Genomic DNA, 22,161 nt, shown 5'->3' with positions numbered 1-22,161 from the left:
CATCACTCGGCGCTCCACGAGGGTTCCTGAGGGTCGAGGGCGGCGCCCTCGAGAAGGCAGAACAGGCCGAGCTCGACCGCGGGAGCGTGGTAGCTCGACTGGCACAGCTGCCAGAGCAGCCGATCATCGATTGCGCGTGGACGGCATCAACGCTGGCGCTCGCTCGCGGGTCACGATGCCGTTGCTGCTGAAGCATCACGGTTGCTTGCCGACTGCTGCCCCATCAACACCAGGATCGCGCGACGGGCCTCGCCCGACCGGATCGCGCGGAGGTGGCACCTCGAGGACTGGTTCACCGCGCTGGCGCAGCGCCTGGCTTCCGGCGCCCTGAGCGCCCCGCCTCCGGGAGGCTCGGGGCAGCCGTCGGGTCCGGGCCCCGAGGGCGCGCGCGCCGCGCTCACCGCTCCTGCTCGACCATCGCGCTCCCGCCGTGGCGCCGGACCGGCTCGGCGACCGCGGTCACGGTCCCATCGCCGTCGAAGCGCAGGGCCGTGGCCGCGCCGATCTCGCCTCCCATCGTGCCCGCGTCGGAGAGGACGTGGCCCAGGGACGCGAGCCCCTCGGCCTCCGGGGCGCTCAGGAACGCCGTCTCCGCGTCGGTGGCGCCGTCGCCCGAGTTGCGCTGCGACAGGCGCGGCGCCGCGAGCGCCCTGTCGATGGGGAGGCCCAGATCGATATGGCCGACGAGGATCTGCAGCACCGTGGTGATGATGGTGGACCCGCCTGGCGAGCCGAGCGCGAGCACGGGCTTGCCGTCCTTGAGGACGATCGTGGGGCTCATGCTGCTGCGCGGGCGCTTGCCCGGCTCGACCGCGTTGGGGTGCGGCGAGCTCGGGTCGGGCGGGATGTTGAAGTCCGTGAGCTCGTTGTTCAGCAGGAAGCCGTACCCCGGGACGACGATGCCATTGCCGCCCTCGAACTCGATGGTGCAGGTATAGGACACGATGTTCCCGGCGGCGTCGCTGACCGTGATGTGCGGCCCCGGAGATTCACAATGCAACCGCCGTACCGGCGTTCGCAGCCGAGCGGGCGGCTGTGAGGTCGAGCCGGTCCTTGCCACAAGGCAACCATCGCGGTAATGGGTTCGGCAGGTCATGAGCGCCAGCGCGTAGCCCCGGCTCGCTGGCCGACAACCCTCCGATCCGCGGTGGGGTGTCCCGGGTGACGACCTGGCCGGCCGCATGTGCGGCGGGCAAGCGCGGACTCTGGTCGCCCGGAGTCCCCTGGACTCGTGAGGTGGTATGTCGATCGCTTCCCTCGTGGATTCGCGCCCTGCCGCGGGCGCGCCGGCGCCGCCTGCCCTCGGCGCGCTCCCTTTGCCCGTCGTCGGGGCGGACCTCTCCGTGCCGCTCGTCACCGGCGAGCGGGTGGGCTACGTGAACCTCGATTACGCGGCGAGCGCCCCGTGCCTGCGCTCGGTGCTCGACGCGGTCGCGGCGCTGTTGCCCTGGTACAGCAGCGTGCACCGCGGGGCGGGGTTCGCGTCCACCGTGACGACGGAGCTCTATGCCGCCGCTCGCCAGGAGGTGGCGGACTTCGTGGGAGCGCGCGACGAGGACACGGTGGTGTTCACGAGGAACACCACCGACGCGCTCAACCTGCTCGCCGCGGCGCTGCCCGAGGACACGACGGTGGTGATGTTCGCCTCGGAGCACCACGCGAACCAGCTGCCGTGGAGGCGCGGTCGGTCCGTCGTCCTCCCGGTGCCCGCGAGCGCGGACGAGGCGATCGCGCGGGCCGACGGCGCGCTGCGCGGCGTGCTCTCACGCCATCGGCTGCTCGCCGTGACGGGGGCGAGCAACGTCACGGGCGAGCTGTGGCCGCTCCCGGAGCTCGCCGCGGTCGCCCATCGCCACGGCGCGCGGCTCGCCGTGGACGCGGCCCAGCTCGCTCCACACCGCGCGATCGAGCTCGCCGGGATCGGGGCCGATTATGTCGCGCTGTCCGGTCACAAGCTCTACGCCCCCTTCGGCGGCGGGGTGCTCGTCGGCCGCGGCGACTGGCTCGACGCCGCGCGCCCCTACCTCGCCGGCGGCGGCGCGGTCCGGCGCGTCACGCACGACGGCGTCGAATGGGCGAGCGGCGCGCCCCGCCACGAGGCCGGCACGCCCAACGTGGTCGGCGCGGTGTCGCTCGCGGCGGCGTGCCGCGCGCTCTCCGAGGTGGGCATGTCCGCCGTGGCGGCGCACGAGGCGAGCCTGCTCGACCGCGTCACGCGCGGCCTGTGCGCCGTGCCCGGGGTCGAGCGCCTCGCGATGTGGGGCCCGGAGAGCCCGCGGATCGGCGTCGTGACGTTCAATGTCCGGGGCCTCCATCCCGGCGCGGTCGCCGCGGCCCTGAGCGCCGAGCACGGCATCGGCGTGCGGGACGGCTCGTTCTGCGCGCACCCGCTCATGACGGCGCTCGCCGGGGATCGCGCGCCGGAGGCGAGCGGGAGCGCGGCGGCGGTGCCCCTCGCGGTGCGGGCGAGCTTCGGCGTCGGCACCAGCGCGGCGGACATCGATCGGTTCCTCCTCGCGATCGCCGAGCTCGTCGCCCGGGGTCCCCGCTGGCGTTATCGCCTCGACGGAGGGCGGCATGTCCCCGATCCGGATCCTCGCCCGCGCCCTGCGCTGGCGGGCCTGCTCGCCGGGGGCGCGGCCAGCGCGGCGCTCGGGCCCCTGGCGAGCCAGCTCGCGCCCTGCCAGGCGCCCCCCTGAGGCGGATCAGCCCCCGGGCGCGAGGGCGAGCGCGCGCCGCGCGAGCGCGCGCAGGTCGGCGAGGGTCGCCCCCTCCAGCGGCGAGGCCTCGGCGTCGACGTCCTCGCCGCGCGCCGGCGCATCCCCCCGGCCGAGCGCGTCGAGGAGCCAGCGCGCCGTGAGCACGTCGCCGCCGAGCCACGCGCGCGCCGGCGGGACGTGCGGGAGGTGCGGGACGTGCGGATCGTCGGAGAGCGCCGCGGCCTCGATCCAGCCGATGGGCACGCGCGCCAGCGCCGCGGCGGAGGCGCCCGGCGGCACCGGGTCGTCGGGCGCGGTCACGGGCTGGAAGCGCTCGGCCGCGAGCTCGGGCGCCTCGCCGCCGTCGATCAGCGGGAGCGCGGCGCGGAGGGCGACCCCCTCGACGACGGCGCGCGCGAGCGCCTCGAGCGAGAGGCGCGCCGGGAGGACCTCGGAGAGCGCGGCCGGGGCCTTGCCCAGCCAGCGGTCGATGACGCGCTCGTCCGGCGCCGCGAGCTCCGGGGGGATCGCGGGCGCCGCGTCGAGGCCCGCGAAGACCTCGATGAGGACCGCGCCGTCCGGCGTGGCGTCGAGGCCGAGCAGCGCGGCGGGGCGGTGCTGCAGCGAGATCCACTCGCGCCCGAAGTAATGGGCGGGCGCGCCGGCGCGGGAGAAGCCCTTGAGAAAGCCGCGCACGTTGCGGTTGAGGAGCGTCCGGGCCGTGGCGTCGGGCGCGAGCGCGGCGGCGTGCGGCAGCGCGAGGGTCCACACGACGCCGCGCCCGCCGAGGAACGCGGCGGTGCCCGTCGTGGCGCGCCGCAGGACCTTCGCGCCGCGCGCGGCGCAGGCCGCAAGGTCGACCACACGCGCTGCGCGCTGGGCCGCGCCCAGCACCACGGCAGGCCCCTCGACGAGGCTGGCGGCGAGCCAGGGCGCCTCCCCTGCGGAGCGGGCGCGCGCGAGCAGCGCGGGGCCGAGCGCGAGCGCGTCCTCGAGAGGGCGGTGAACCGGCGGGAGCGAGTGCATGGCGGGCATCGAGGGAGTCTCCTTGGCGTGAAGCTCGACGCGCGTCGATGCGGCGGTCGCCAGCACCGCCTGCCAGGGCTCCGGAGAGAGAGTTCAACGCAAAGCAGCCGTGTTCTTTGTCAAGCGGCGGCGACCTGCCAGGGTCGGTTCGCCTTCACCATCGCGTTGAGGATGGTGAGCAGCTTGTGCATGCACGCCGTGAGGGCGACCTTCGTAGGCTTGCCGGCGGTCTTCAGCCGGTCGTAGAAGGCGCGGATCACGGGGTTGAAGCGCATGCAGGCTAGAGCATCGATCGCACCGAGGCTCGTCCACCCCAGATAGCTCGGCGCCCCTTGATCTTGCCGCTGTCGTGGTTGAACGGAGCCAAGCCCACGAGCGCGGCGATCTGCTTGCGGTTGAGCGTGCCCAGCTCGGGCAGGTCGAACAGCAGCGTGCGCGAGGTGCCGGGCCCGACGCCGGGGACCGAGCGCAGCAGCTCGTCCTTGGCGCGCCAGAGCGGGCTCTTTTCGATCTTGTCCTTGAGCTCGCCGTCGAGCTTTTTCAGCTCTTTTTCGAGCGTCTCGATGATGCGGTTGATGCTGCTGACGACGCGCGCGACGCGGCGGGGCCCAACCAAGCCCGAGAGCCGATTCTTCTCGGCCACCAGCATGGTGATCAACTGGCGCCGGCGCGCCAGCAGCAGCTCCAGCTCCAGCGTCGTGGCCTCGGGCATCGGCGTCAGCGGCGGCTGCACGGCGGCGGCAAAGTGCGCGATGCACTTGGCATCGAGCCGATCGGTCTTCGCCTGCCGGCCGGTGGCGCGCGCAAAGTTGCGGATCTGGAGCGGGTTGACCACCGCCACGGGCACGGCCGCGACGCTCAGCACCGCCAACACCCGCATCTCCAGCCCACCGGTAGCTTCCAGCACGACGAGCGTCGGCGACAGCTCGCGTAGCTGGTCCACCAGCGCCTGCAGGCCCTCTTCGTCATGCGCCAGCCGCCCCCCTGCGCTGGAGCCATGAACGGCCCAGTCCAGGTGCTCCTTCGAGACATCGATCCCTACGAACGTGGACACGTCGACCTTTCCCTCACTGAAACGCGGAAACATCAGCCCCAGAAGCCCATCCTTGCGAACGATGCGAGCTATGCCTCAGGCAGCCGTGCGGGCTTATCCAGGACCTACGGCGTGGCGACCCATGCTTTGCGACGGCCTCAAGACCAAGGCGCGAACGGTCTGCCACGCGTAGCTTTGTGGCGGCTCGCCGCGAAATTGTCCACAAATCCACAGGTTGCCGGTCTCCCCCCCGGCCCCCCCTCGGTACGACGACGACGTGGATCCAGAACGCTCGCGGAACATACAAGGCGCGAAGGCGCCAAAAGAACAAATCTCGTGCATTTTTGCGCCTTTGCGTTGAACTCTCTCCCGGCTCGCGAGGCAGATCCCTGGCAGGACTGTTCCGTGGGGCCGAACCGTTGCGATCTGCCGGCCTGCGAGAGCCATCGACCCGTTGACGGCAGCCCGGGGCAGGGTGTGCCATGGTGCCATGTTCAACGCCCGCCCCGATCGACCATGGCTCCCCGCCGAGCCCGCGGAGCGACTGCTCCGGGTGGAGATCACGGTACCCCGGCCCGAGGGGAGCCAGGCCCGCAAGCCTGTCCACCTCTCGCTGGTGATCGACCGCTCCGGCTCCATGTCCGGCGAGAAGCTCCGGCTCGCGCTGGAAGCTGCTCGCCAGGCCATCCGCACCCTCCAGCCCGGCGACCGCTTCAGCGTGGTCACCTTCGACCACCAGGTCGAGGTGCCCATCCCCTCCACCGAGGCCACGCCCGGGGCGCGGCTCCGCGCCGAGGCCGCGCTCGACACGGTAACCGCGCGAGGCAACACCGACCTGGGCGGCGGCTGGCTCCGCGGCTGCGCCGAGGTGAGCGCGCACCTGCCCGAGGATGCCATCGGCCGCGTCCTCCTGCTCACCGACGGCCAGGCCAACCACGGGATCACCTCGCCCGACGAGCTGACCTCCCACGCCCGCTCCCAGCGGCTGCGCCGGGTGACCACCAGCACCATTGGCCTGGGCGAGGGCTTCAATGAATTCCTCCTGGGCCGCCTCTCCGAGGAGGGCGGCGGCAACTTCTATTTCGCCGCGCGCGCCGACGAGCTCCCCGGCTTCGTCGGCCGGGAGATCGGCGAGGTGCTCTCCGTGGTCGCCCGCGACGCCGCGCTCCTGATCCGCGCGCCCGAGGGCGTCGAGGTGGAGTCGCTCAATGACTACCCCTGCGCCCGCGACGGCGGGACTTGCTCTTTCTCGCTTGGCTCGCTCCCGGGCGGGATGGTGCTGGCCCCGATGTTCCGGCTGCGCTTCCCCGCCGGCGCGATCGGCGAGACGCTCCTGGTCGACGTCGCGCTCGCGGACCGGGACGGCGCGCTGTCGAAGGAGCCCTGGACGCTGGCATGGCCTCGGGTCGCGGAGGAGCAGGCGTGCGCCCAGCCGGCGGATCCGGAGGTGCTCCGGGCCGCGGCTGCGCTCGACGCCGCCCGCGCTCGCCGGGTGGCCCTGGGGCTCAACGACGATCGCCGGTGGCAGGAAGCCGCGTCCACGCTGGCCGACGCGGCCAGCCGGCTCCGGGGCTACGCCGACGGGGATCCCGAGATCCGGGCCGAGGCGGACCGGCTCGACGCCGAGCGAGACGCCTATTCCAGGCCGATGTCCTCCCTGAGCAAGAAGAGCCATTATTACGACGCGATGATGGCCATGAAGATGGGCGGCCGCGGCCGCGGCCGCGCCCGGCCCGGCCCTCGGGTCCTCGGGGTCCCCACGGCTGCCCGGCTGGGCCCGCTGCTCCGGACGGCATCCCAGGCGCTCGGCGGTGTGAAGGGCGCGCCGGCCTTCGACGTGGACGTGTCGTTCCAGGGGGCCTCGATCCCTGCCGGTCCGCTCTCGCAGCGCGGCGAGGACGAGCTGGCCACCTACGCGGACTCGCTGGATCCCGGCGCCCTCAAGGTGGTCTTCGTGGAGCAGCCCCTGCTGGACCGCTGGTTCTCGCACTGGCATCCGGGACACCGGACGGCGGTGATCTCGCTGGCCGGCCTGGATCAGCTCATCTCCTTGCCAGCCGCGTCCTTCGTGGCGTACGAGCTGCTCCTCTACGGGCTGCACGCCCTCTCCGCCGATTATGAGCCCGCGAAGCTGTTGCACACCGAGACCCTCGCCTGCCTCTTCGACCTCTGCCAGCAGAAGGCCGACGTGGCTATCAAGCTCCAGGCCGGTCACATCTGCGCCGGGTGCCTCGGGAAGCTCTCTACCGTCGGCCTGGATCGCGACGTGGTGACCCAGCTATGGCGAGCGGTCCAGGCGCTCGCTCAGTCGGGGACGCCCACGGGGCGCTGACCTCCAGCATCGCTCTCTCGACCCCATTTACAGATGGCCTGGTAACTTCTTGCGCTGACGTCATGCCCGCCGGCGCGCCGTCGTGGCGAGGGCGCATCGCGCATCGCGCACCGCATGGCCATTCCGGCGGGTCCGCTCGCCGGAAATCGATTGACGGGCACCGACATGGCTACGTAAGTTGCTCATGCTGCCATGACCTTTACCGCCATGGCGAGCAATGGATTCTCTCACCGCAAAGGAACATTCCCATGCAAGAGATCAAGCAGGACGACAAGGTGACCGAGCAAGGCGCCAGCGAGATGGACCTGTTCGGCTGTGACATCACGCCCGAGGCCCTCGAGCGGTACGTGCTCGCCAACTACACAACAGCCGCGCAGTCGTCGTTGCTATCGGCCCTGGCGCTCGCGCAGGTCCTGAAGTAGCCGCGGAGCCCGCGCGCTCGACCCCTCCGTTCGCAGGCTGCCATGTCGTGACCGGGACGAGCGTCTCGTCCCCCACGTCCTGAACCCCTCGTCGACGTCGATATCCTCTCATGACCAAGATTCGGTCAGATTCACCGCAGGGCCCCAACGGTGGGATGACATGGGGCGGCAGCCTCCCGTCTCCTCTCCACCGCGACGCGCGGCTGGCTTCCTTGGGGAACATCCAGCATCTCGAGGCTGCGAGCGTCGAGGGGTGGCTCGTGCGTCACGGCCTGCTCCGCCCGCGCGGCGACGTCCGGGTGACGCTCCTGTCGGGGCGAGCGTTCGCCGCGCTCGTCGAGACCGAAGGAGACCGTCCGCTCTTCTTGAAGCAGCCCTTCGCCGCCATCCCCCCCGTGGGTGCTCGCCGAGAAGGGATGCTCTTGCGCTTCGTCTCGCAGCGCGAAGATCTCGAAGGGCTCAGGCACGTCCTTGCGAATTTCGTCGTCTACGACGAGCCCGACAACGTGACCGTGACGGCGGGCCTGCCGCTTCACCGGACGATCCACTCCCTCGGGGTCCCGCCGGCCGATCCCCTGCTGCGCGCGACCGCCGGACGGCTCGCGACGATGCACACCGTATCGGCGGCGGCGGAGCTCACGGACGAGGAGCGCGCGACCTACCAGGCGATCAACCCCGTTCCGAGCTACGATCGAATCACGCCGGACGACCTCGCCAGCGCGCCGGGAAACGGGTTCGTCCTCCTGCTCGCGGTCATGCAGGCCCTCAGCGAGCCCCTCGGCGCGGCGCGCGCGGGGTGGCGCCCCGCTTGCCTCATCCACGGAGATTTCCGGGATGACAACATCCTGATCGACCCCGCCGCCGGAGGCGACCCGAGCCCCGTGTTCATCGACTGGGAGATGGGCGGCTGGGGTGACCCGCTGTGGGATCTCGGCGCCCTGATCGGGCAGCTCCTCTACTACTGGGTCGAATCCATCCGCGCCGAACAGGGCAGCGACTTCGCCTCCTGGGTTCGAGGCGCGTCGATCCCGTTCCATCGTGTCCAGCACGCCATCCAGGTGGTTCTGGAGAGCTACGCCGAGGCCTCCGGGCGCACGCTGTCCGGGCCCGAGGGCTTCATCGATCGCTGTGTGCAGCTCGCCGGGGTCTTCCTGCTGCATCGCGTCCTGGGCTCTCTCGAGAGCATCGGGGGGATCCACCCGGCGGCCTTCTACTCTCTGCACCTGGGGCGAACCCTGGTCGGCCAGCCCAGGCACGCTGGGCGGATCATCGCGAAGGGGCTCCTGTGACGCGCACCGCAGCGAACAACCCGTACCTTCGTGTGTTCGGGAGGATGGCCGCCGAGCTCCGCGTGTCGGGTGATGGAGACTTCGTCCATGTTCCGGTCGCGCAGCCCGACGTCGAAGACCATCCGGACCACGGCTTGCCGGCGCTCTCGCCGGACGCGCGGGCGCCCGCTGTTCCGGCGGGCTTCGCGCACTTCATCTACGGCCATTTCTACCTGAGGGATCCCAGGGAGGCGGCCAACGCGCGGAGCAACGAGATCTCCAAGGTCCCCATTCGAGCGCGCGAAGACGAGGCGCTCGGCCTCTCGCTCCGCTCGGCCAACCGAGGCAAAGGATACGCCGACGGCGGTTGGGAGATCGTCGGTCGCCACGAGGAGGAGTGGCTCGCGCGCAAGGCCGGCATCACGCTCCTCGTGCGGGAGAGCGACCTTGCCGGCGATGTGCCGCCGGGCGCGCCCCCGGTCGTGTCCATTCGCTTCCCCCACCATCGGCCCTACATGTACCCCGGCTTTTACACGGCCGTCGGGGATCGGGGCCCGGCGGCCCCTGAAGCGGGCAAGCCGCTCCTGCGCATCTACATCAACGTCGATCCGCAGGCCGCTCCGCCGCTCGTCGAGCTGCTCACGGCGGCGTTGAGCCCCTCGCTGTCGCAGTTCTCGCTCAAGGTCCTGAACAATCCGCGGTTCTATCCCCGCCCGGACGCCGCGGTGGCCTACGTCCTGCGCGAGGATTACGGGCGGGTCAAGCCGGTCCTCGAAGGCATGGTCCGCGCCTTCAGGGCTCACCTCAACGCGGAGACCCCGTCGCTCACGCGCCCGCTCGCGCCGGGCATCGCCGTCGCCGAGGAGCCGGCCACGGACGGCGTGTTCCGGCCGAGCTTCGGCCAGCATCGTTGCACCCTGGTGGCTCGCGGCCTCACGCGCGCGTTCGCCGATGCTGTCGAGAGCGCGGAGGGCCGGAGACGGTACATCCTGCGCGAGCTCGAGCACGGGGGGGTGAACCCGATGTCCCCGTACCTGAACCCAGGCTCGTCGGACGATTTCGCCCCGCTGGACATCGTATGACCTTCACCGGTTTCGAGGAGCGACATGCGACTCAAGAGCTCGCCCAAGCTGCCCAATTTTCACCGCTGTAGAACGCCGGAGGAGACGCTCGAGCACGTGAGGCCGCTGATGAAGCGCGCGGGGATCACCCGCGTGGCTGACATCACCGGTCTCGACCGCATCGGCCTTCCGGTGTGGAGCTCGGTGGTGCCTCGATCCCGCGACATCCTGTCGGTCTACAACGGCAAGGGGGCGACCCACGAGGGATCCAGGGCCGGCGCCATCATGGAAGCCTTCGAGCGTCAGTCCGGCCTCGGCGGTCGCGGGCCCATGATCCGGGGGTCCTATGCGCGGCTGTCCAGGGAGCGCCGTGCGCTCGACCCGAAGACGATCCTGCTGCCGCTGGTCGAGGGCTACACGCACGAAAAGGAGGCGGCGTGGACCGTGGGGCACGACCTCGCCACCGGCGAGGAGGTCCTGGTGCCGTACGACCTCGCGTGGCTGTTCGCGGAGCTCGACACCGGGCTGCGCAGCTTCGCCGTCAGCTCGAGCAACGGCCTCTCGGCGGGCAACACCTACGAAGAGGCGGTGTCGCAGGCGCTCTGCGAGATCATCGAGCGGGACTCGTGGACCATCGCGGAGGTGCTCTCTCACTGGCTCCCCCGCGCGCACTGGGAGGCCGCGCGCGCCAAGGCCGGCCTCCCGAAGATCGAGTGGGTGGGCAGCACGGAGCAGCCCTTCGACGACGACGGCGACCTCTATCCGGAGCTGGACCCGGCGACGTTCGAGGGGGACCTGAAGAGGGTCTTCGAGATGTTCGCGGCCGCGGGCTTGCCCGCGCGGATCCGCCATGTCTCGTCCGACACGGGGATCCCGGTGATGATCGCGACGGTCGTGGAGGACGTCGCGCCCGCGCTGCCGCGCGCGCACCTGGGCGCGGGGGCGCACCCCGACAGGATCATCGCCGCGACACGCGCCTTGACGGAGGTCGCGCAGAGCCGCGCGGTGGACATCCAGGGCGTGCGCGAGGACATGAGCGAGCCCACCGACGACGTCCCCCCGTTCATGGCGCACACGAGGCGGGTTGCCCGGATCAACCAGAAAAACTGGCTCATCCGGGCCAGCGAGGAGAAGAAGTCGCTGCAGGAGGTCGAGCGCACCAGGAATGAGGACACGCTGGACGACATCAAGCTCATGCTGGACAGGCTCCGCTCCGTCGGTCTCGATACGGCGATCGAGGTCGACCTGACGCATCCGGACCTCGGCGTCCCGGTGACGCGCGTCATCGTGCCGGGCGCCGAGTCATGGGCCGCCGATCACTGTCGCATCGGCAAGCGCGCGACGAAGTACTGGAACGCGAACCGCCTGCGCCGGCCGCGAGGTTTGGACAATGCCCCTCTCTCCTGAGCAGATCGTCGTCTTCATCGGCCCGAGCCTTCCGGTGGACGACGCCCGGCGGGTCCTGGAGGCGGACTACCGCCCGCCGATCCGCCGCGGCGACATCGACGCGCTGATGAAGGCGCCGCCCAGGTTGATCGGCGTCATCGACGGGAAGTTCTTTCAGAGCTTCGCCATCTCGCCCAAGGAGCTCCTGACGGCGCTCGACGCCGGCGTCAAGGTCTTCGGCTCCTCGAGCATGGGCGCGCTCCGCGCCGTCGAGCTCCATCCTTACGGCATGATCGGCGTGGGGCGCATCTTCGAGATGTACCACACCGAGGTCCTCACGGCGGAAGACGAGGTGGCCCTCGTCTACGACGCGGACAGCGGGCGGGCGACGTCGGTGCCTCTCGTCAACATACGGATCGCGCTCGAGGGTGCCGTCCGGGAGCAGGTGATCCGTGCCGAGACGGAGCGCACGCTGCTGCGGTTGATTCAAGCCGTCTACTTCCCGGATCGGACCTATCCGATGATGCTGCGCCTCGCCGAGGGGAAGGTCCCTGAAGGGGAGCGGCTTGCCCTTGCCGATTACATCAAGACGAGGGCTCCCGACGCGAAGCGGGACGACGCGCTGCTCCTCCTCCGGGAGATCAAGCGCTTTGCCGAGGCTGGGTGAACCGCGTGAAGGGGAGAGAAGGACGGAGAGCAGCGAGCCAGTCATGAGCGGCGCCCCTTCCTCCATCCCTTCCGCGCCGCCGGCGCGCGCCGCGCAGCCGTCGGCGCGCGCGTATTTGACGGCGGCGCTGGTCCTCCCGGCAGCTGCGCTCGCGACGCTCGTGCCGCACCGCCTCTTGTGGGGCAGACCTCTCCACGAGGAGCTCATCGATCGCGGCGCCTTTGCTTTCCCGGTGGATCTGTCGCGGTGGGCGATCGTCCTCGTGTTCGCGGTCAGCCTGGGTGTGCACGAGCTGCTGCACGCCGTCGGGTATGTCGTCTTCGGGCGGGTGCCGTGGCGGCGGATCGAGCTCGTCGTCCGCCTCTCGCAGCTCCTGGTCTTCGTCCGATGTCACGCGCCGCTGAGCCGCCGCGCTTATGTTCGGTCGCTGCTCTTGCCGGCCGTCGTTCTGGGGGTCCTTCCTGCAGTCGTCGGGATCGCCACGGGGCTGGGCTGGCTGACGTTCTACGGGTTCATCCTCCTGGTGATGGCCAGCGGGGACATCCGTGCGCTCTGGCTGACCCGCGGAGGGGTCGGCGGCCACCCCGGCGCGCCTCCTCGATCACGGTCCCATGCGCTGCCAGGACCCTCCCGGGAGAATTGAAATTCAAACCGGCGGGTGTCGAGAGGTGATGTCCGGAATGCGGAGGGCGCCGATGTGGTTTCGGACATCACCACCTCGACTGTAGCGGGGCGCGCCAGATCATCGACGCGCGGGTGGACGAGATCCGGCGCGGAGCCGCACCTCGGCGGCGAACAGGCGGAAGCCATCGGAATTGCTGCTGTTTCCGGCGGAAGCTCGCTTGCATGGCTTCACGACGCGGGCGGACGCGATCGATCAACGATACGGTCCCTGGCGCGGCGCCTCACCGTCGAGCACCGACACGTTCACGTTCTCGTCGAGCCCCTGCCCAACCATGTTCATGCTTCCCGAGTGGCGAAGATCACTCGGGCGCTGGCAGATGTCGAGGCTTATCGCGCACCGAAGATCCGCGACCCCTGCGGCGCCTCACGACGTCTCCCCCGGCGCCACGCGACCAGGCCCAGGCCGAACAGCGCGGCGAGTTGCCAGCGTTCCGACGAATCACGGCCGAGACTGCAGGAACAACCCGAGCTGCCCTGGTCCCTGGTGCCATCATCCGCGCCCCCCGAGCCACCGGAGCTGCCCTCGGACGCGCCGCCGGCCGATCCGCCGCCAGTCGATCCGCTGCCGGCCGCGCCGCTGCCAGTCGAGCCGCTGCCAGTCGATCCGCTGCCGGTCGAGCCGCTACCAGTCGAGCCGTCGCTCTCCGAAGGCGAGACGCTATCGCACAGCGTGCCAGTCCCAGGAGGGGGCGAGCATTCGCCGGCGTCTGGGATGTTTTCACCCGCCGTCCCGGTGAGACGGAAGTAGATGCCGTACCTATCTGCGTATCGCTGGTAGTGCGGAGTGAACGTCAACGCGTTGTTGGAGTCTGTGTTCCGGAGCGTGAATTCCACCTTACCCGGGGTTTGAACCAAGTTGTTCTCGATGTCGGCGATCCACTCGTTAATCGTGATGCCGTTGTTGATGCCGATGGTGTCTTTGATGACAACACCAGCGGGAATGGTGGCCTTCTCGGATGCCCACTGGGGCTCCGACAGCATCCTCTCCGTCCCGAGACCGGCGCTCAAGACGACCGGTCCGTAGACGAACGCCACCGCATTGGGGTTATCGGGAAGCCTCGAAACCTTCACCTCCATCGGCAGCGTGAGCTCCACCTTGTCTCCGGGCTTCCAGGTGCGACCTACCGTGAGATAGCCGTCCGCCTCCGTTGCGTCGCATGCCTGACCGTTGACCGTGATCGTCACGGGCTGACAACGAGCGACCCAGGAGGGCTTTCTGAATCTGATCGTGACCGCATCGGCCGGGGCAGCGGTGATCTCGAAAACTGCCTTGTCGGAGAGAGGAAAATTGGAGGTCTGTTTCAACGACAGCCCCCGCGCGGTCCAGGTCAACGTCGAGCTGAGGAACATGTTGACGTACAGATCCGTATCGTCATGGAAGTACAAGCTGTCATTGAGCTTGGTATAGTTCTCCATGCCGGTTCCGTTGCAGCACCAGAAAGTGTCCTCCGGCTTGCCGAACACCTTGAAGAACCCTGTTCCCATCGGCTTGAAGTAGGTCGTCATTCCGTTCGTCGGATTGACGGCAGACATGATCTCGTTGATATGGGTCTGCTCGTAGTAGTCGGCATACTTGACGTCCCCCGTGGCCTTGAAGAGCCCTCTCGAAAGCTTCAGCATGTTGTACGCGTTACACGTCTCGTTGTTCACATTGTCTCTTTGCGCGTCCAACTGCCTGGGCTCGTGAAAATGCTCGAGCTGGCTATTCCCACCGGTGACATAGGTATGATCCCTCAACACGATGGACCAGAACTGCTCTGCCGCGGTGTGGTAAAAGTTCTCCGTTTCGCCCAGCGTTCGATAGCGGTTCAGGGCGCCAATGAACTTGGGGATTTGCGTGTTGGCATGCTTGCCTGGCAGGATGTTGTTGCCTTGAGAAATCGGCGTGAAGAGCGAGTCCTCGTCGAAGATGTGGGCTGCCGCGAGGTGATTGGGGTTGTTCGTCAGCCTGTACAGATCGTACAGGCAGTCGTTCATGCCGCCGTACTCGACGCCCAGGACCTTCCTTCGAAGGTCCGCGTTCCAGGTTGAGCTGCGATTGTAGGCCCAGTCCCCCAGCTTGCTCGCGATTTCGAGGGCCGTCGCATTTTCTTCGAACTCGTAGACGTCGATGAGGCCTGCAATGATCTTGTGCATCGTGTACCACGGAGCCCAGCTGGAGCCGCTGGCCTTCCCTTCGATGACGTCGAAATGCGTCTCCGGCGACGCGAACAGGTATCCTCTGGGACTCGCGTCTTGAAATGATTTCAATTGACCGATCGTGTAGTCGAGCTTCTGCGCGATGGCGGCGCTCTGCTCCGCGTCGGAGTTCTTGAGCTGTTTGTACGCTTGCGCCATGGCGGACATGTAGTGTCCTATGGTGTGCCCGCGCAAGAGGCTCCAGCCACCCTCCCACCCGCCGTAGAGATTGAGGCCCGACGAACTCCCAGGGTCCTTTCCTTGCGACACCGCCTTGAAGCCCGCCAGAAGTCGGTTGGGGTCGAGGCTCATGATGTACGCGAGCTCTTTCGAAGAGATGTTCTGGTAGTACGCGTCGGTCACGCTCACCTCATCCAGCTCGAACTCCTGCAGCTTCTCGACGGAGTCCGCGGCGGACGCCATCCCTGGAGTGAGGGCGCCAAACAGAAGAGATACGGTCAACGCGGCGGCGCCCGAGAGCGAGCGCCGCAACTGCAGAATCCTCTTGCTCATGATGCTCCTTTCAGATCTCGAATGCATCGCATCCAGGAAATTCAAAGCGAGACCACGCCGCGCCAAGCGGCCGTCGCCGGTGAACAGCACTCGAGTTTTCACGATAGCCGCCGAGCGAGCGCGGTATGCCGTGTTCTCTGGTGGAGCCCCCTCGGCCCGATGCCAATCTCCACCGTTCAGCGATCGCTTCCGCGACGACCGAGCGAGCAAAGCTGGTGCAAAAAATCGTTCAGACGACGAAGGCCTCGGCAGGCGTGGCGACCGGAGCAATGCGCAGCAACAGGGACACCCCTCGACGCAAATGTGAACGCTCACATGTCCGCCGTCAATTCCAATCGACAGGTCCGTAAGCATTTCGGTCCCGAGGGATCACGAGGCTGGCGGGCTCCTCCGCAGCGCCGCGGCAAGAGGTGCGGGCGCCTTGCCGCGATCATCGCCGGCCCGGTCGACGAGCTCGAAGCCGATCAGCGCATCGGCGGCTGGCGCGCGACGCGGCGCGTGGTGCCCGCATCGCCAGCTCGAGGTCGCGCCGCCGCGCGCCGGTGGCGGCGGCGCTGCAGCGCCTATGTGACCGCGGCCCGATGCCCGCCCCTCTTTACGCGGCGCTCCGGGAGGAGACCTGTCGGCCCTCGGGGCGCGAGGGCGGTCGCCGGCGGCCGTTTCGAATTGACATCGTGTTTGTGAACGCTCACATTTGGTCCCGAGGCCCCGCTGGCGCTGCCCAGGACCAGGGTCGTCATACTGAGGCACGAGCACCGGCGGAGGCCCGACCGAGCCTGTGTTTCACGTCTTCCTGCTCGGGCAATCGAGGTCGGCCGTGAGCTCGTCGCCGGCCCATTTCGGTTGACGCCGCCGATGTGAGCGCTCACGGTCGCTCCCGAACGATCCTTTCGCTTCGTACAGGACAGGCCGTCGTACGCGCAGGGCGATCGTCCTCGGGATCGATCCCGGCACGGCTCAGCTCGCTCGGCCGTCGGGGACAAAGGTGCGTGATTCGCCCATCGGCGCTGCAACTACGCGCGAAATCGAGGAGCGATATGGCACGTTTGAAAAGCAGCTCGAGAGCACGATTGTTGGTGGCGCTCTTGTGGACTTCCGGGTGCAGCGACCCGGTGACGACGACCGGCGGAGACGCGGGACCCGAGGCCGAGCCCCCGCGTGCTCCGAGGGCACCTGGGATCACGATGGCGATGGCGAGACGAGCTGCGTCGCATGGACGGCCTGCGCCGCAGGCACCTTCGCGAGCGCCGAGGGCTCGCCCACGGCGGACCGGCGGTGCGCGGCATGCCCGGAGGACACCTTCAGCATGTATATTGCGCCCTCGTCTTGACACTTCCCACCGATGATTGGAGTCTCACTTTATCATGTGCGCACCGAGATCTGCCCACCCAGAGTGCACTTCCCTCTCTGCGCCACGCGTTGCGCTCACGGCGGCAGCTTGCGCCTTCTCCGCGCTGCCCGTGGTGGTCGGGTGCTCGGATGGGCCCTCGACCGACGCGCCGGGCGCGTCGACCGGATCACCGAGCAATTCACTGCGAATCACGACGGCGGGCACAGCGCTCAACACCTCGGGGTCCGGCGGGAGGGTGACCGTGAGCGTGGCGCTCGACGCCGCACCGAGCGGGCCTGTCACGGTGCCGGTCTCGAGCTCGGATGCGACCGAAGGCTCCGTTTCACGGACACCAGGCCGCGAGCTCCGCGAAGATCTCCGCCGCGACGAGGCCCTTCGAGGACGAGCCGCAGGGCAGGGCACCGAGGGGGAGCGCATCCCCTCCGCGGCGGAGCGGGCCCGTGGCGGCGGCCTGCCCGCGAGTGAGTACCAGGCGCTGTACGCCGCTCGTGACGTTGGACCGCCGGCGCGGCCAGCAGCGCTGCATCGGCGGCGCGCCCAACATCAAATCCGGGCGCATGTCGATGGCCATCTCGGACGGGCGGCGCGGAACGGGTACTCGTGCACGGCGACGTATTCATCGTGCCCCACGGCGTACTCGTCGTGCGCGACGACGAACCTGTCGTATGCTGCGACGATCTCGTCGTACGCTGCGAGCATGCATCGTACGCTGCGATGGGGCCGGCCGGGCTCGGTCGAGCGGGCTGCGCGTCGACCCGGACGGGCAGGAAGTCGATCCCTGCCGCCGAACCTGCCGGCGGTGTCGTTCGTAGCTTCCAGCGCCACCAGACCAGCCGTTTCGCTTCGATGCGCTCGCGCGTCGCGAACGCTGCGGCGCTCAGGCCGCTCGCCTCCCACCGTGCCACACGCTGCCCGAGCCCTTCACCGCGGGCAATGCGGCGGCGCAGGGCGCCCCGATGGGCCACACCGGAGCCCTCCTCAGCGGCGAAACAGGCGAAAGCTAGCAAGATTGCTGCTGTTTCCGGCGACCGCTCGTCAACGGCTGGTCTTTCTGGCGGGATTTCTGACCCGCGGTCGCCAGGGTGAGCGCAGTCTTCGCCTCGAGGAACGCGCCGCTCGTCCCGAGGAACGCGGCCGGGGCCCTGCAAGAGGCGCGTGGCCGGGGCCCTGCAAGAGGGGCGCGGACGAGGCCCTGCGGGACGACGCCCTGCGGGGAGCCGCCGGTGGTAGCATCGCTCCATGGTGACCGAAGAGGAGCTGGCAGAGCAGCGCGTCGGCACGTGGATCGGCCCCTGGGCGGTGGAGAGCGTCCTCGGGGTCGGCGGCATGGCGAGCGTCTTCTTTTGCCGCCGGGCTGACGGGTGCGTGGCGGCGGTCAAGCTCCTGCACGCCGAGCTCGCCGAGATCGAGGCGGTGCGAAAGCGGTTCTTGCGCGAGGGGCCGATCGGGAGCGCGCTGGCCGCCGTGGCGCCGCTCTGCGAGGGGCTCCCCCAGGTGCTGGAGGCCGCGGCCACGGCGGACGGCCTGGTCTACATGGCCATGGAGGTGCTCGAGGGAGAGACAGTGTTCGACCGCATGGCCCGGCACGGGACGCTCCCTGTCGGTCAGGTGATCGCGCTCGGCGAGCGGGTCCTCGACGTGCTGATCGTGGCGCACGAGCACGGCGTCGTTCACCGCGATCTCAAGCCCGAGAACCTCCACATCGGCAACGACGGGCGGGTGCGGGTGCTCGATTTCGGCCTCGCGCGCGTCCTCGACCCGCTGCTCGAGGACGTCGCCGGGATGCCGGAGATGACGAAGACCAAGACGGGCGTGTCGATCGGCACCGACGATTACATGGCGCCAGAGCAGGCCCTGGGCCTCATCCGCGAGATCGACGGCCGGACAGACCTCTTCGGCCTGGGAGCGACGATGTTCCGGCTGCTCGCGGGCCGCACGATCCACGGCAACCTGGACGACGCGCGCCTGCTCATCGCGGTCGCCACGGAGAAGGCGCCGCCCCTCGCGATGCACGCCCCCACGGCGCCGCCCGGCCTGTGCGCCGTGGTCGACCGCGCCCTCGCCTTCCTCAAGCAGGAGCGTTATCCCGACGCGAGGACGATGCGCGCCGATCTCGCCGCCGTGCGCGCCGGCCGCGAGCCGCCTTACGCGACGGCCGCGGCGCGGCAGCCGCGCGGGGCGACGGGCGCGTAGAGCCACGCCTGGAGCCGCCCCTCGGCAAACGCCGCCGCCCGGCGGGCACCGAGCGGCGGCCTCAGGCGGGCTTCAGCGATCCGGTGCCCAGAGGACCGGCGGGGGGAGGGCGTCGCTGCATCGCGCTGGAACAGACGACGTTCCCGCCACTCCCCGCCGCCGGCGCCCGCTCAGTTGCCAGGATCCACGCAAGCGACTGCGCCGGCTTCGTCTTGCCCGCAGGTCTGCCCGAGCAGACTGCAGTCGGTCGTCGTCACCCGGCGCGGCCCCTCGTCGACCGCCGTGCAACGCTTGGCGGTAAAGCCCTCGCAAACGCCGTCGACCGTGATGTCGCCGCAGGGATCGGACCAGGTGCTCGCCTTCTTCGCGAACGCGAGCACGTCGGGGCCGAGCGTCGCGTAAACGGTCCCGTAATCGCAGGCGAGCTGGTTCGTCGAGATCCCGCCGGAGACCACGCCGTGGACGCGCAGCTTACCGCCCGCCATACGCACGAGCGGGCTGCCCGAGTCGCCATAACACGTCTGCGCGTCGCCTTCGCCCGCGCCCACGAAAGCCTCGTACCCGGCGAGCAGGACGTTTTCGTCGTAGAACATGCGGAGCATGCAATCGAAACCGTCCTCCGCGCACGCCCCCTCGCCTTCGTCGCCCTCCGCCTCGGTTTTGGCCGCAATGCTTCGCGGTGAGGACGGTCGACTTGCCGATCAGGGTGCCGGAGCAAAAGGGGCGGTATTGCACCTCGACGGCGCCGGTCTCCTCGTTCACCGCCTCGAGGGCGACGCCGAGGCTGCCGATGGCGTCGAGCGCGTTGCTCTTGGCGTCGACGCCGCCGATGATCTCCTGGGAAGCGGAGTCGACGCTCTCTTCGCCGCCCTCCACCGGCGCTCCGCTGCAAGCAGGCAGGAGGCACGAGGCGGAAATTCCAGCGAGAGGAAAGCCGAGGTGAAGTTTCGAGATGGTACGCACGATAACTAGGTTCCTTTTTCGAGAAGATGATTTGCGCCGTGATGGCGCGCCCTCGCCATGAGCACTCGGCGTGCCAATCGTCTTCGCGAGCGGCTTTCGGAGATTTCGCCTCGTATTGTCCCCGGCGGCCGAGCCTTCGAGCCAACCCTTGCGTTGGGTCGAGCAACGGAATGCTCGACGGCGATCCGGAGCGCCTCGCGAAGGATCTCTTGCTCACAGCGCTCCGCACACTCCGGCCAATTCGCGCCCGCCCCGAGCGCCGCGTCACCCGCTGCGGCGCGGGCGGGCACGCAGCTCTTGCTGCGCTTCGCTTTCCTCCGTGCCCTCGGGCACGCCGGTCATCTCTTGCTCAGCGGCCGCGCGATCTGGACGATCTTCTCCCGCGCGAACTTGCACGCCTCGTCGTCGTCCGTGGCGGCGGGCCACAGCAGCTCCATGTACCCGGGCTGGACCTCGAACGGCAGGGGCTTGGTCCGGAGGTGCGGCCTGACGGCGCGGATGTCGTCGGCGACGATCTCGGGCACGGTCGCCAGCATCGCCGTGCCGTCGATCAGCGCGCCCAGGTTGGAGAAGCTCGCGACGGAGCACCGGATCCTCCGCGTCTTGCCGAGCAGGTCCTCCACGAAGCCGCGCAGGTCCCCGTTGTACGAGACGATGACGTGATCGTGCGCGAAGTACTGGGCCTCCGTCAGCTTGCGCAGGCGCGCGTGGCGCGGGTCGTACAGGCAGGTGAAGCCGGTCTTCAAGAGCCGCCGCCGGCGGACGTTCGAAGGCAGATCGTCGGCGACCGTGATCGCCGCGTCGACGCCGCCGGCGAGCGCCGCGCCCACGGTGCGGAACTGCACGGGCACGGCGACGACGCGCATGCGCGGCGCCTCGCGCTCGAGCGCGCGCAAGAGCGGCGGGAGCAGCCACACCTCGGCCGTGTCGGAGAGCCCGAGGCGGAGGGTGCGCTCGCACGTCTTCGCGTCGAAGGTCGGCGGCGCCAGCGCGGCGTCGATCAGGGCGCCGAGGTGCGGCTTCAGCGACGCGCGCAGCCGTTCGCCGCGGCTCGTCAGCGCGACCCCGCGCCCGCTCCGCACGAAGAGCGGCGCGCCGATCGTCGCGGTCAGGCGCCGGAGCGCGGCGCTCACGGCCGGCTGCGTCAGGTACAGCCGGCTCGCCGCCTCCGTGACGCTGCCCGCCTCGGCGACGACGGCGAAGACGCGGAGCAGGTTCAGGTCGAGGTTTCTCCCATAAACTTCAGGCATGTCGAGAATACATACTATTCATTGGAGCAATGAAACGCGAGCGCCTAGGGTGACGGCATGACGACGACGAACAGCACCAAGCTCGGCAAAACTGGCCCCTCCGTCTTCCCCCTCGCCCTCGGCTGCATGAGCATGGGCGGGGGCAGCTGGTACGGCGAGAGCGACGAGGCGGAGAGCATCGCGACCATCCACGCGGCGCTCGATCGGGGCGTGAGCCTCCTCGACACCGGCGACTTCTACGGCATGGGCAAGAACGAGATGCTCGTCGGCCGGGCCATCAAGGACCGGCGCGACAAGGCCGTGCTCAGCGTGAAGTACGGCGGCCTGCGCGCGCCCGACGGCGCCTTCCTCGGATTCGACGCCCGTCCGATGGCGACGAAGAGCTTCCTCGCCCATAGCCTGTCGCGCCTCGGCGTCGACTACATCGACGTCTACCGGCCCGCGCGCCTGGACCCGGCGGTCCCGATCGAGGACACGATCGGCGCCATCGCCGACATGGTGAAGGCGGGCTATGTCCGCCACATCGCCCTCTCCGAGGTGGGCGTGGAGACGATCCGCCGCGCCGCGAAGGTGCACCCGATCGTGGACCTCCAGATCGAGTATGCGCTCGTGAGCCGCGGCCCCGAGGCGACGATCTTCCCCGCGCTCGCCGAGCTCGGCGTCGCGGTCACCGCGTACGGCGTGCTCTCGCGCGGCCTGCTGGCCGGGAGCAAGCCGGCCGGCGCGGGCGACATGCGGGCCCACCTGCCGCGCTTCTCGGGCGACAACGCCCGGAAGAACCAGGCCCTCGTCGACGCCTTCGTTCGCCTGGCAGAGAGGCGCGGCGTCACCCCCGTGCAGCTCGCCATCGCCTGGGTCCGCGCCAAGGGCGCCGCGCAGGGCGTCACGGTGATCCCGACGATGGGCGCGCGCACGCGGAAGCAGCTCGAGGATGCCCTCGCCGGCCTCGAGATCGCGCTTTCGCCCTCCGACCTCGCCGAGCTCGAGGCCGCCGTCCCCGCGGAGGAGATCGCCGGCACCCGCTACCCCGCGCCCATGATGGCGATGCTCGACAGCGAGAGGTGACCTCAGGGCGGCCTCATCGTCGATGCATGGAGGAGTTGATCGGGCAACAGCCATCTGCGGCCTGTGATCG

At 69.5% G+C, this 22,161-nt stretch carries 17 protein-coding genes, 2 pseudogenes and 1 riboswitch; of the genes and pseudogenes, 11 read left to right on the top strand and 8 right to left on the bottom strand.

What is annotated here, in order from left to right:
- Positions 1-397: 397 nt before the first annotated feature.
- Positions 398-1,000, bottom strand: a complete 603-nt coding sequence (locus WME82_RS06910) for a gamma-glutamyltransferase (protein ID WP_438042166.1) — start codon at positions 998-1,000, stop codon at positions 398-400.
- Positions 1,001-1,090: 90 nt separating this feature from the next.
- A riboswitch (SAM riboswitch) is annotated at positions 1,091-1,205 on the top strand.
- 36 nt (positions 1,206-1,241) lie between these two features.
- On the opposite strand from WME82_RS06910, the gene WME82_RS06905 reads away from it, so the two are divergent.
- Positions 1,242-2,699: an aminotransferase class V-fold PLP-dependent enzyme gene (locus WME82_RS06905; protein ID WP_438042165.1), complete on the top strand. Its 1,458-nt coding sequence runs from the start codon at positions 1,242-1,244 to the stop codon at positions 2,697-2,699.
- Positions 2,700-2,705: 6 nt separating this feature from the next.
- Here WME82_RS06905 and WME82_RS06900 read toward each other — a convergent pair whose 3' ends face one another.
- Together WME82_RS06900 and WME82_RS06895 are read right to left on the bottom strand one after the other, a co-directional pair.
- The gene (locus WME82_RS06900) at positions 2,706-3,734 is read right to left on the bottom strand and encodes a lipoyl protein ligase domain-containing protein (protein ID WP_438042164.1); all 1,029 of its coding nucleotides are present in this window, start codon (positions 3,732-3,734) and stop codon (positions 2,706-2,708) included.
- A gap of 110 nt (positions 3,735-3,844) precedes the next feature.
- A pseudogene (locus WME82_RS06895) lies at positions 3,845-4,812 on the bottom strand (IS110 family transposase).
- Between the two features lie 436 nt (positions 4,813-5,248).
- Here WME82_RS06895 and WME82_RS06890 point away from each other — a divergent pair.
- From WME82_RS06890 to WME82_RS06860, 7 genes are all read left to right on the top strand, one after another.
- Positions 5,249-7,090 carry a vWA domain-containing protein gene (locus WME82_RS06890; protein WP_438042163.1) on the top strand — a complete coding sequence of 614 codons (1,842 nt, stop codon included), beginning with the start codon at positions 5,249-5,251 and terminating at the stop codon, positions 7,088-7,090.
- A gap of 248 nt (positions 7,091-7,338) precedes the next feature.
- Positions 7,339-7,512: a hypothetical protein gene (locus tag WME82_RS06885; protein ID WP_437868441.1), complete on the top strand. Its 174-nt coding sequence runs from the start codon at positions 7,339-7,341 to the stop codon at positions 7,510-7,512.
- A gap of 212 nt (positions 7,513-7,724) precedes the next feature.
- Positions 7,725-8,801 carry a phosphotransferase family protein gene (locus tag WME82_RS06880; protein ID WP_438042162.1) on the top strand — a complete coding sequence of 359 codons (1,077 nt, stop codon included), beginning with the start codon at positions 7,725-7,727 and terminating at the stop codon, positions 8,799-8,801.
- Positions 8,798-9,862 carry a T3SS effector HopA1 family protein gene (locus tag WME82_RS06875; RefSeq protein ID WP_438042161.1) on the top strand — a complete coding sequence of 355 codons (1,065 nt, stop codon included), beginning with the start codon at positions 8,798-8,800 and terminating at the stop codon, positions 9,860-9,862. The genes WME82_RS06880 and WME82_RS06875 overlap by 4 nt, the downstream gene beginning before the upstream one ends.
- Before the next feature lie 24 nt (positions 9,863-9,886).
- Positions 9,887-11,248 (top strand): YcaO-like family protein, encoded by a 1,362-nt coding sequence (locus tag WME82_RS06870; RefSeq protein WP_437868433.1) that lies wholly within the window; start codon positions 9,887-9,889, stop codon positions 11,246-11,248.
- The gene (locus WME82_RS06865; RefSeq protein ID WP_438042160.1) at positions 11,232-11,894 is read left to right on the top strand and encodes a TfuA-related McrA-glycine thioamidation protein; all 663 of its coding nucleotides are present in this window, start codon (positions 11,232-11,234) and stop codon (positions 11,892-11,894) included. Before WME82_RS06870 ends, WME82_RS06865 begins: the two co-directional genes overlap by 17 nt.
- A 43-nt stretch (positions 11,895-11,937) precedes the next feature.
- A complete protein-coding gene (locus WME82_RS06860) occupies positions 11,938-12,537 on the top strand; it encodes a DUF3267 domain-containing protein (RefSeq protein WP_438042159.1) in 600 nt (199 codons plus the stop codon).
- Positions 12,538-12,905: 368 nt separating this feature from the next.
- Here the strand turns inward: WME82_RS06860 and WME82_RS06855 are convergent, their stop codons facing one another.
- From WME82_RS06855 to tnpA, 3 genes and pseudogenes are all read right to left on the bottom strand, one after another.
- Positions 12,906-15,371 carry a beta-L-arabinofuranosidase domain-containing protein gene (locus tag WME82_RS06855; protein WP_438042158.1) on the bottom strand — a complete coding sequence of 822 codons (2,466 nt, stop codon included), beginning with the start codon at positions 15,369-15,371 and terminating at the stop codon, positions 12,906-12,908.
- 1,792 nt (positions 15,372-17,163) lie between these two features.
- Positions 17,164-17,319 (bottom strand): hypothetical protein, encoded by a 156-nt coding sequence (locus tag WME82_RS06850; protein ID WP_438045041.1) that lies wholly within the window; start codon positions 17,317-17,319, stop codon positions 17,164-17,166.
- A gap of 50 nt (positions 17,320-17,369) precedes the next feature.
- Positions 17,370-17,861: pseudogene (gene tnpA, locus WME82_RS06845) on the bottom strand (IS66 family insertion sequence element accessory protein TnpA); the annotation flags it as partial.
- Here tnpA and WME82_RS06840 point away from each other — a divergent pair.
- Complete coding sequence (locus tag WME82_RS06840; protein ID WP_438042157.1) at positions 17,860-18,813, top strand: serine/threonine-protein kinase; 954 nt, start codon at positions 17,860-17,862, stop codon at positions 18,811-18,813. The pseudogene tnpA and the gene WME82_RS06840 overlap by 2 nt on opposite strands.
- 170 nt (positions 18,814-18,983) lie before the next feature.
- Here the strand turns inward: WME82_RS06840 and WME82_RS06835 are convergent, their stop codons facing one another.
- On the bottom strand, positions 18,984-19,406 hold the full coding sequence (locus WME82_RS06835; RefSeq protein WP_438042156.1) for a trypsin-like serine protease: 423 nt from the start codon (positions 19,404-19,406) through the stop codon (positions 18,984-18,986).
- A 136-nt stretch (positions 19,407-19,542) separates the two neighbouring features.
- Between WME82_RS06835 and WME82_RS06830 the strand changes: the two genes are divergently transcribed.
- On the top strand, positions 19,543-19,785 hold the full coding sequence (locus WME82_RS06830) for a hypothetical protein (RefSeq protein ID WP_438045040.1): 243 nt from the start codon (positions 19,543-19,545) through the stop codon (positions 19,783-19,785).
- Between the two features lie 329 nt (positions 19,786-20,114).
- On the opposite strand, the gene WME82_RS06825 is transcribed toward WME82_RS06830, so the two are convergent.
- The gene (locus WME82_RS06825) at positions 20,115-21,026 is read right to left on the bottom strand and encodes a LysR family transcriptional regulator (protein WP_438042155.1); all 912 of its coding nucleotides are present in this window, start codon (positions 21,024-21,026) and stop codon (positions 20,115-20,117) included.
- Positions 21,027-21,083: 57 nt separating this feature from the next.
- Here WME82_RS06825 and WME82_RS06820 point away from each other — a divergent pair, with 57 nt between their 5' ends.
- Positions 21,084-22,091, top strand: coding sequence for an aldo/keto reductase (locus WME82_RS06820; protein ID WP_438042154.1), 1,008 nt, complete (start codon positions 21,084-21,086; stop codon positions 22,089-22,091).
- Positions 22,092-22,161 lie beyond the last annotated feature (70 nt).

The organism is Sorangium sp. So ce128, from assembly GCF_051525245.1.
GTDB classification, from domain to species: Bacteria; Myxococcota_A; Polyangia; order Polyangiales; family Polyangiaceae; genus Sorangium; species Sorangium cellulosum_B.
Note: the sequence above shows the minus strand (reverse complement) of the source record. Positions and strands in the feature narration are given on the sequence as shown.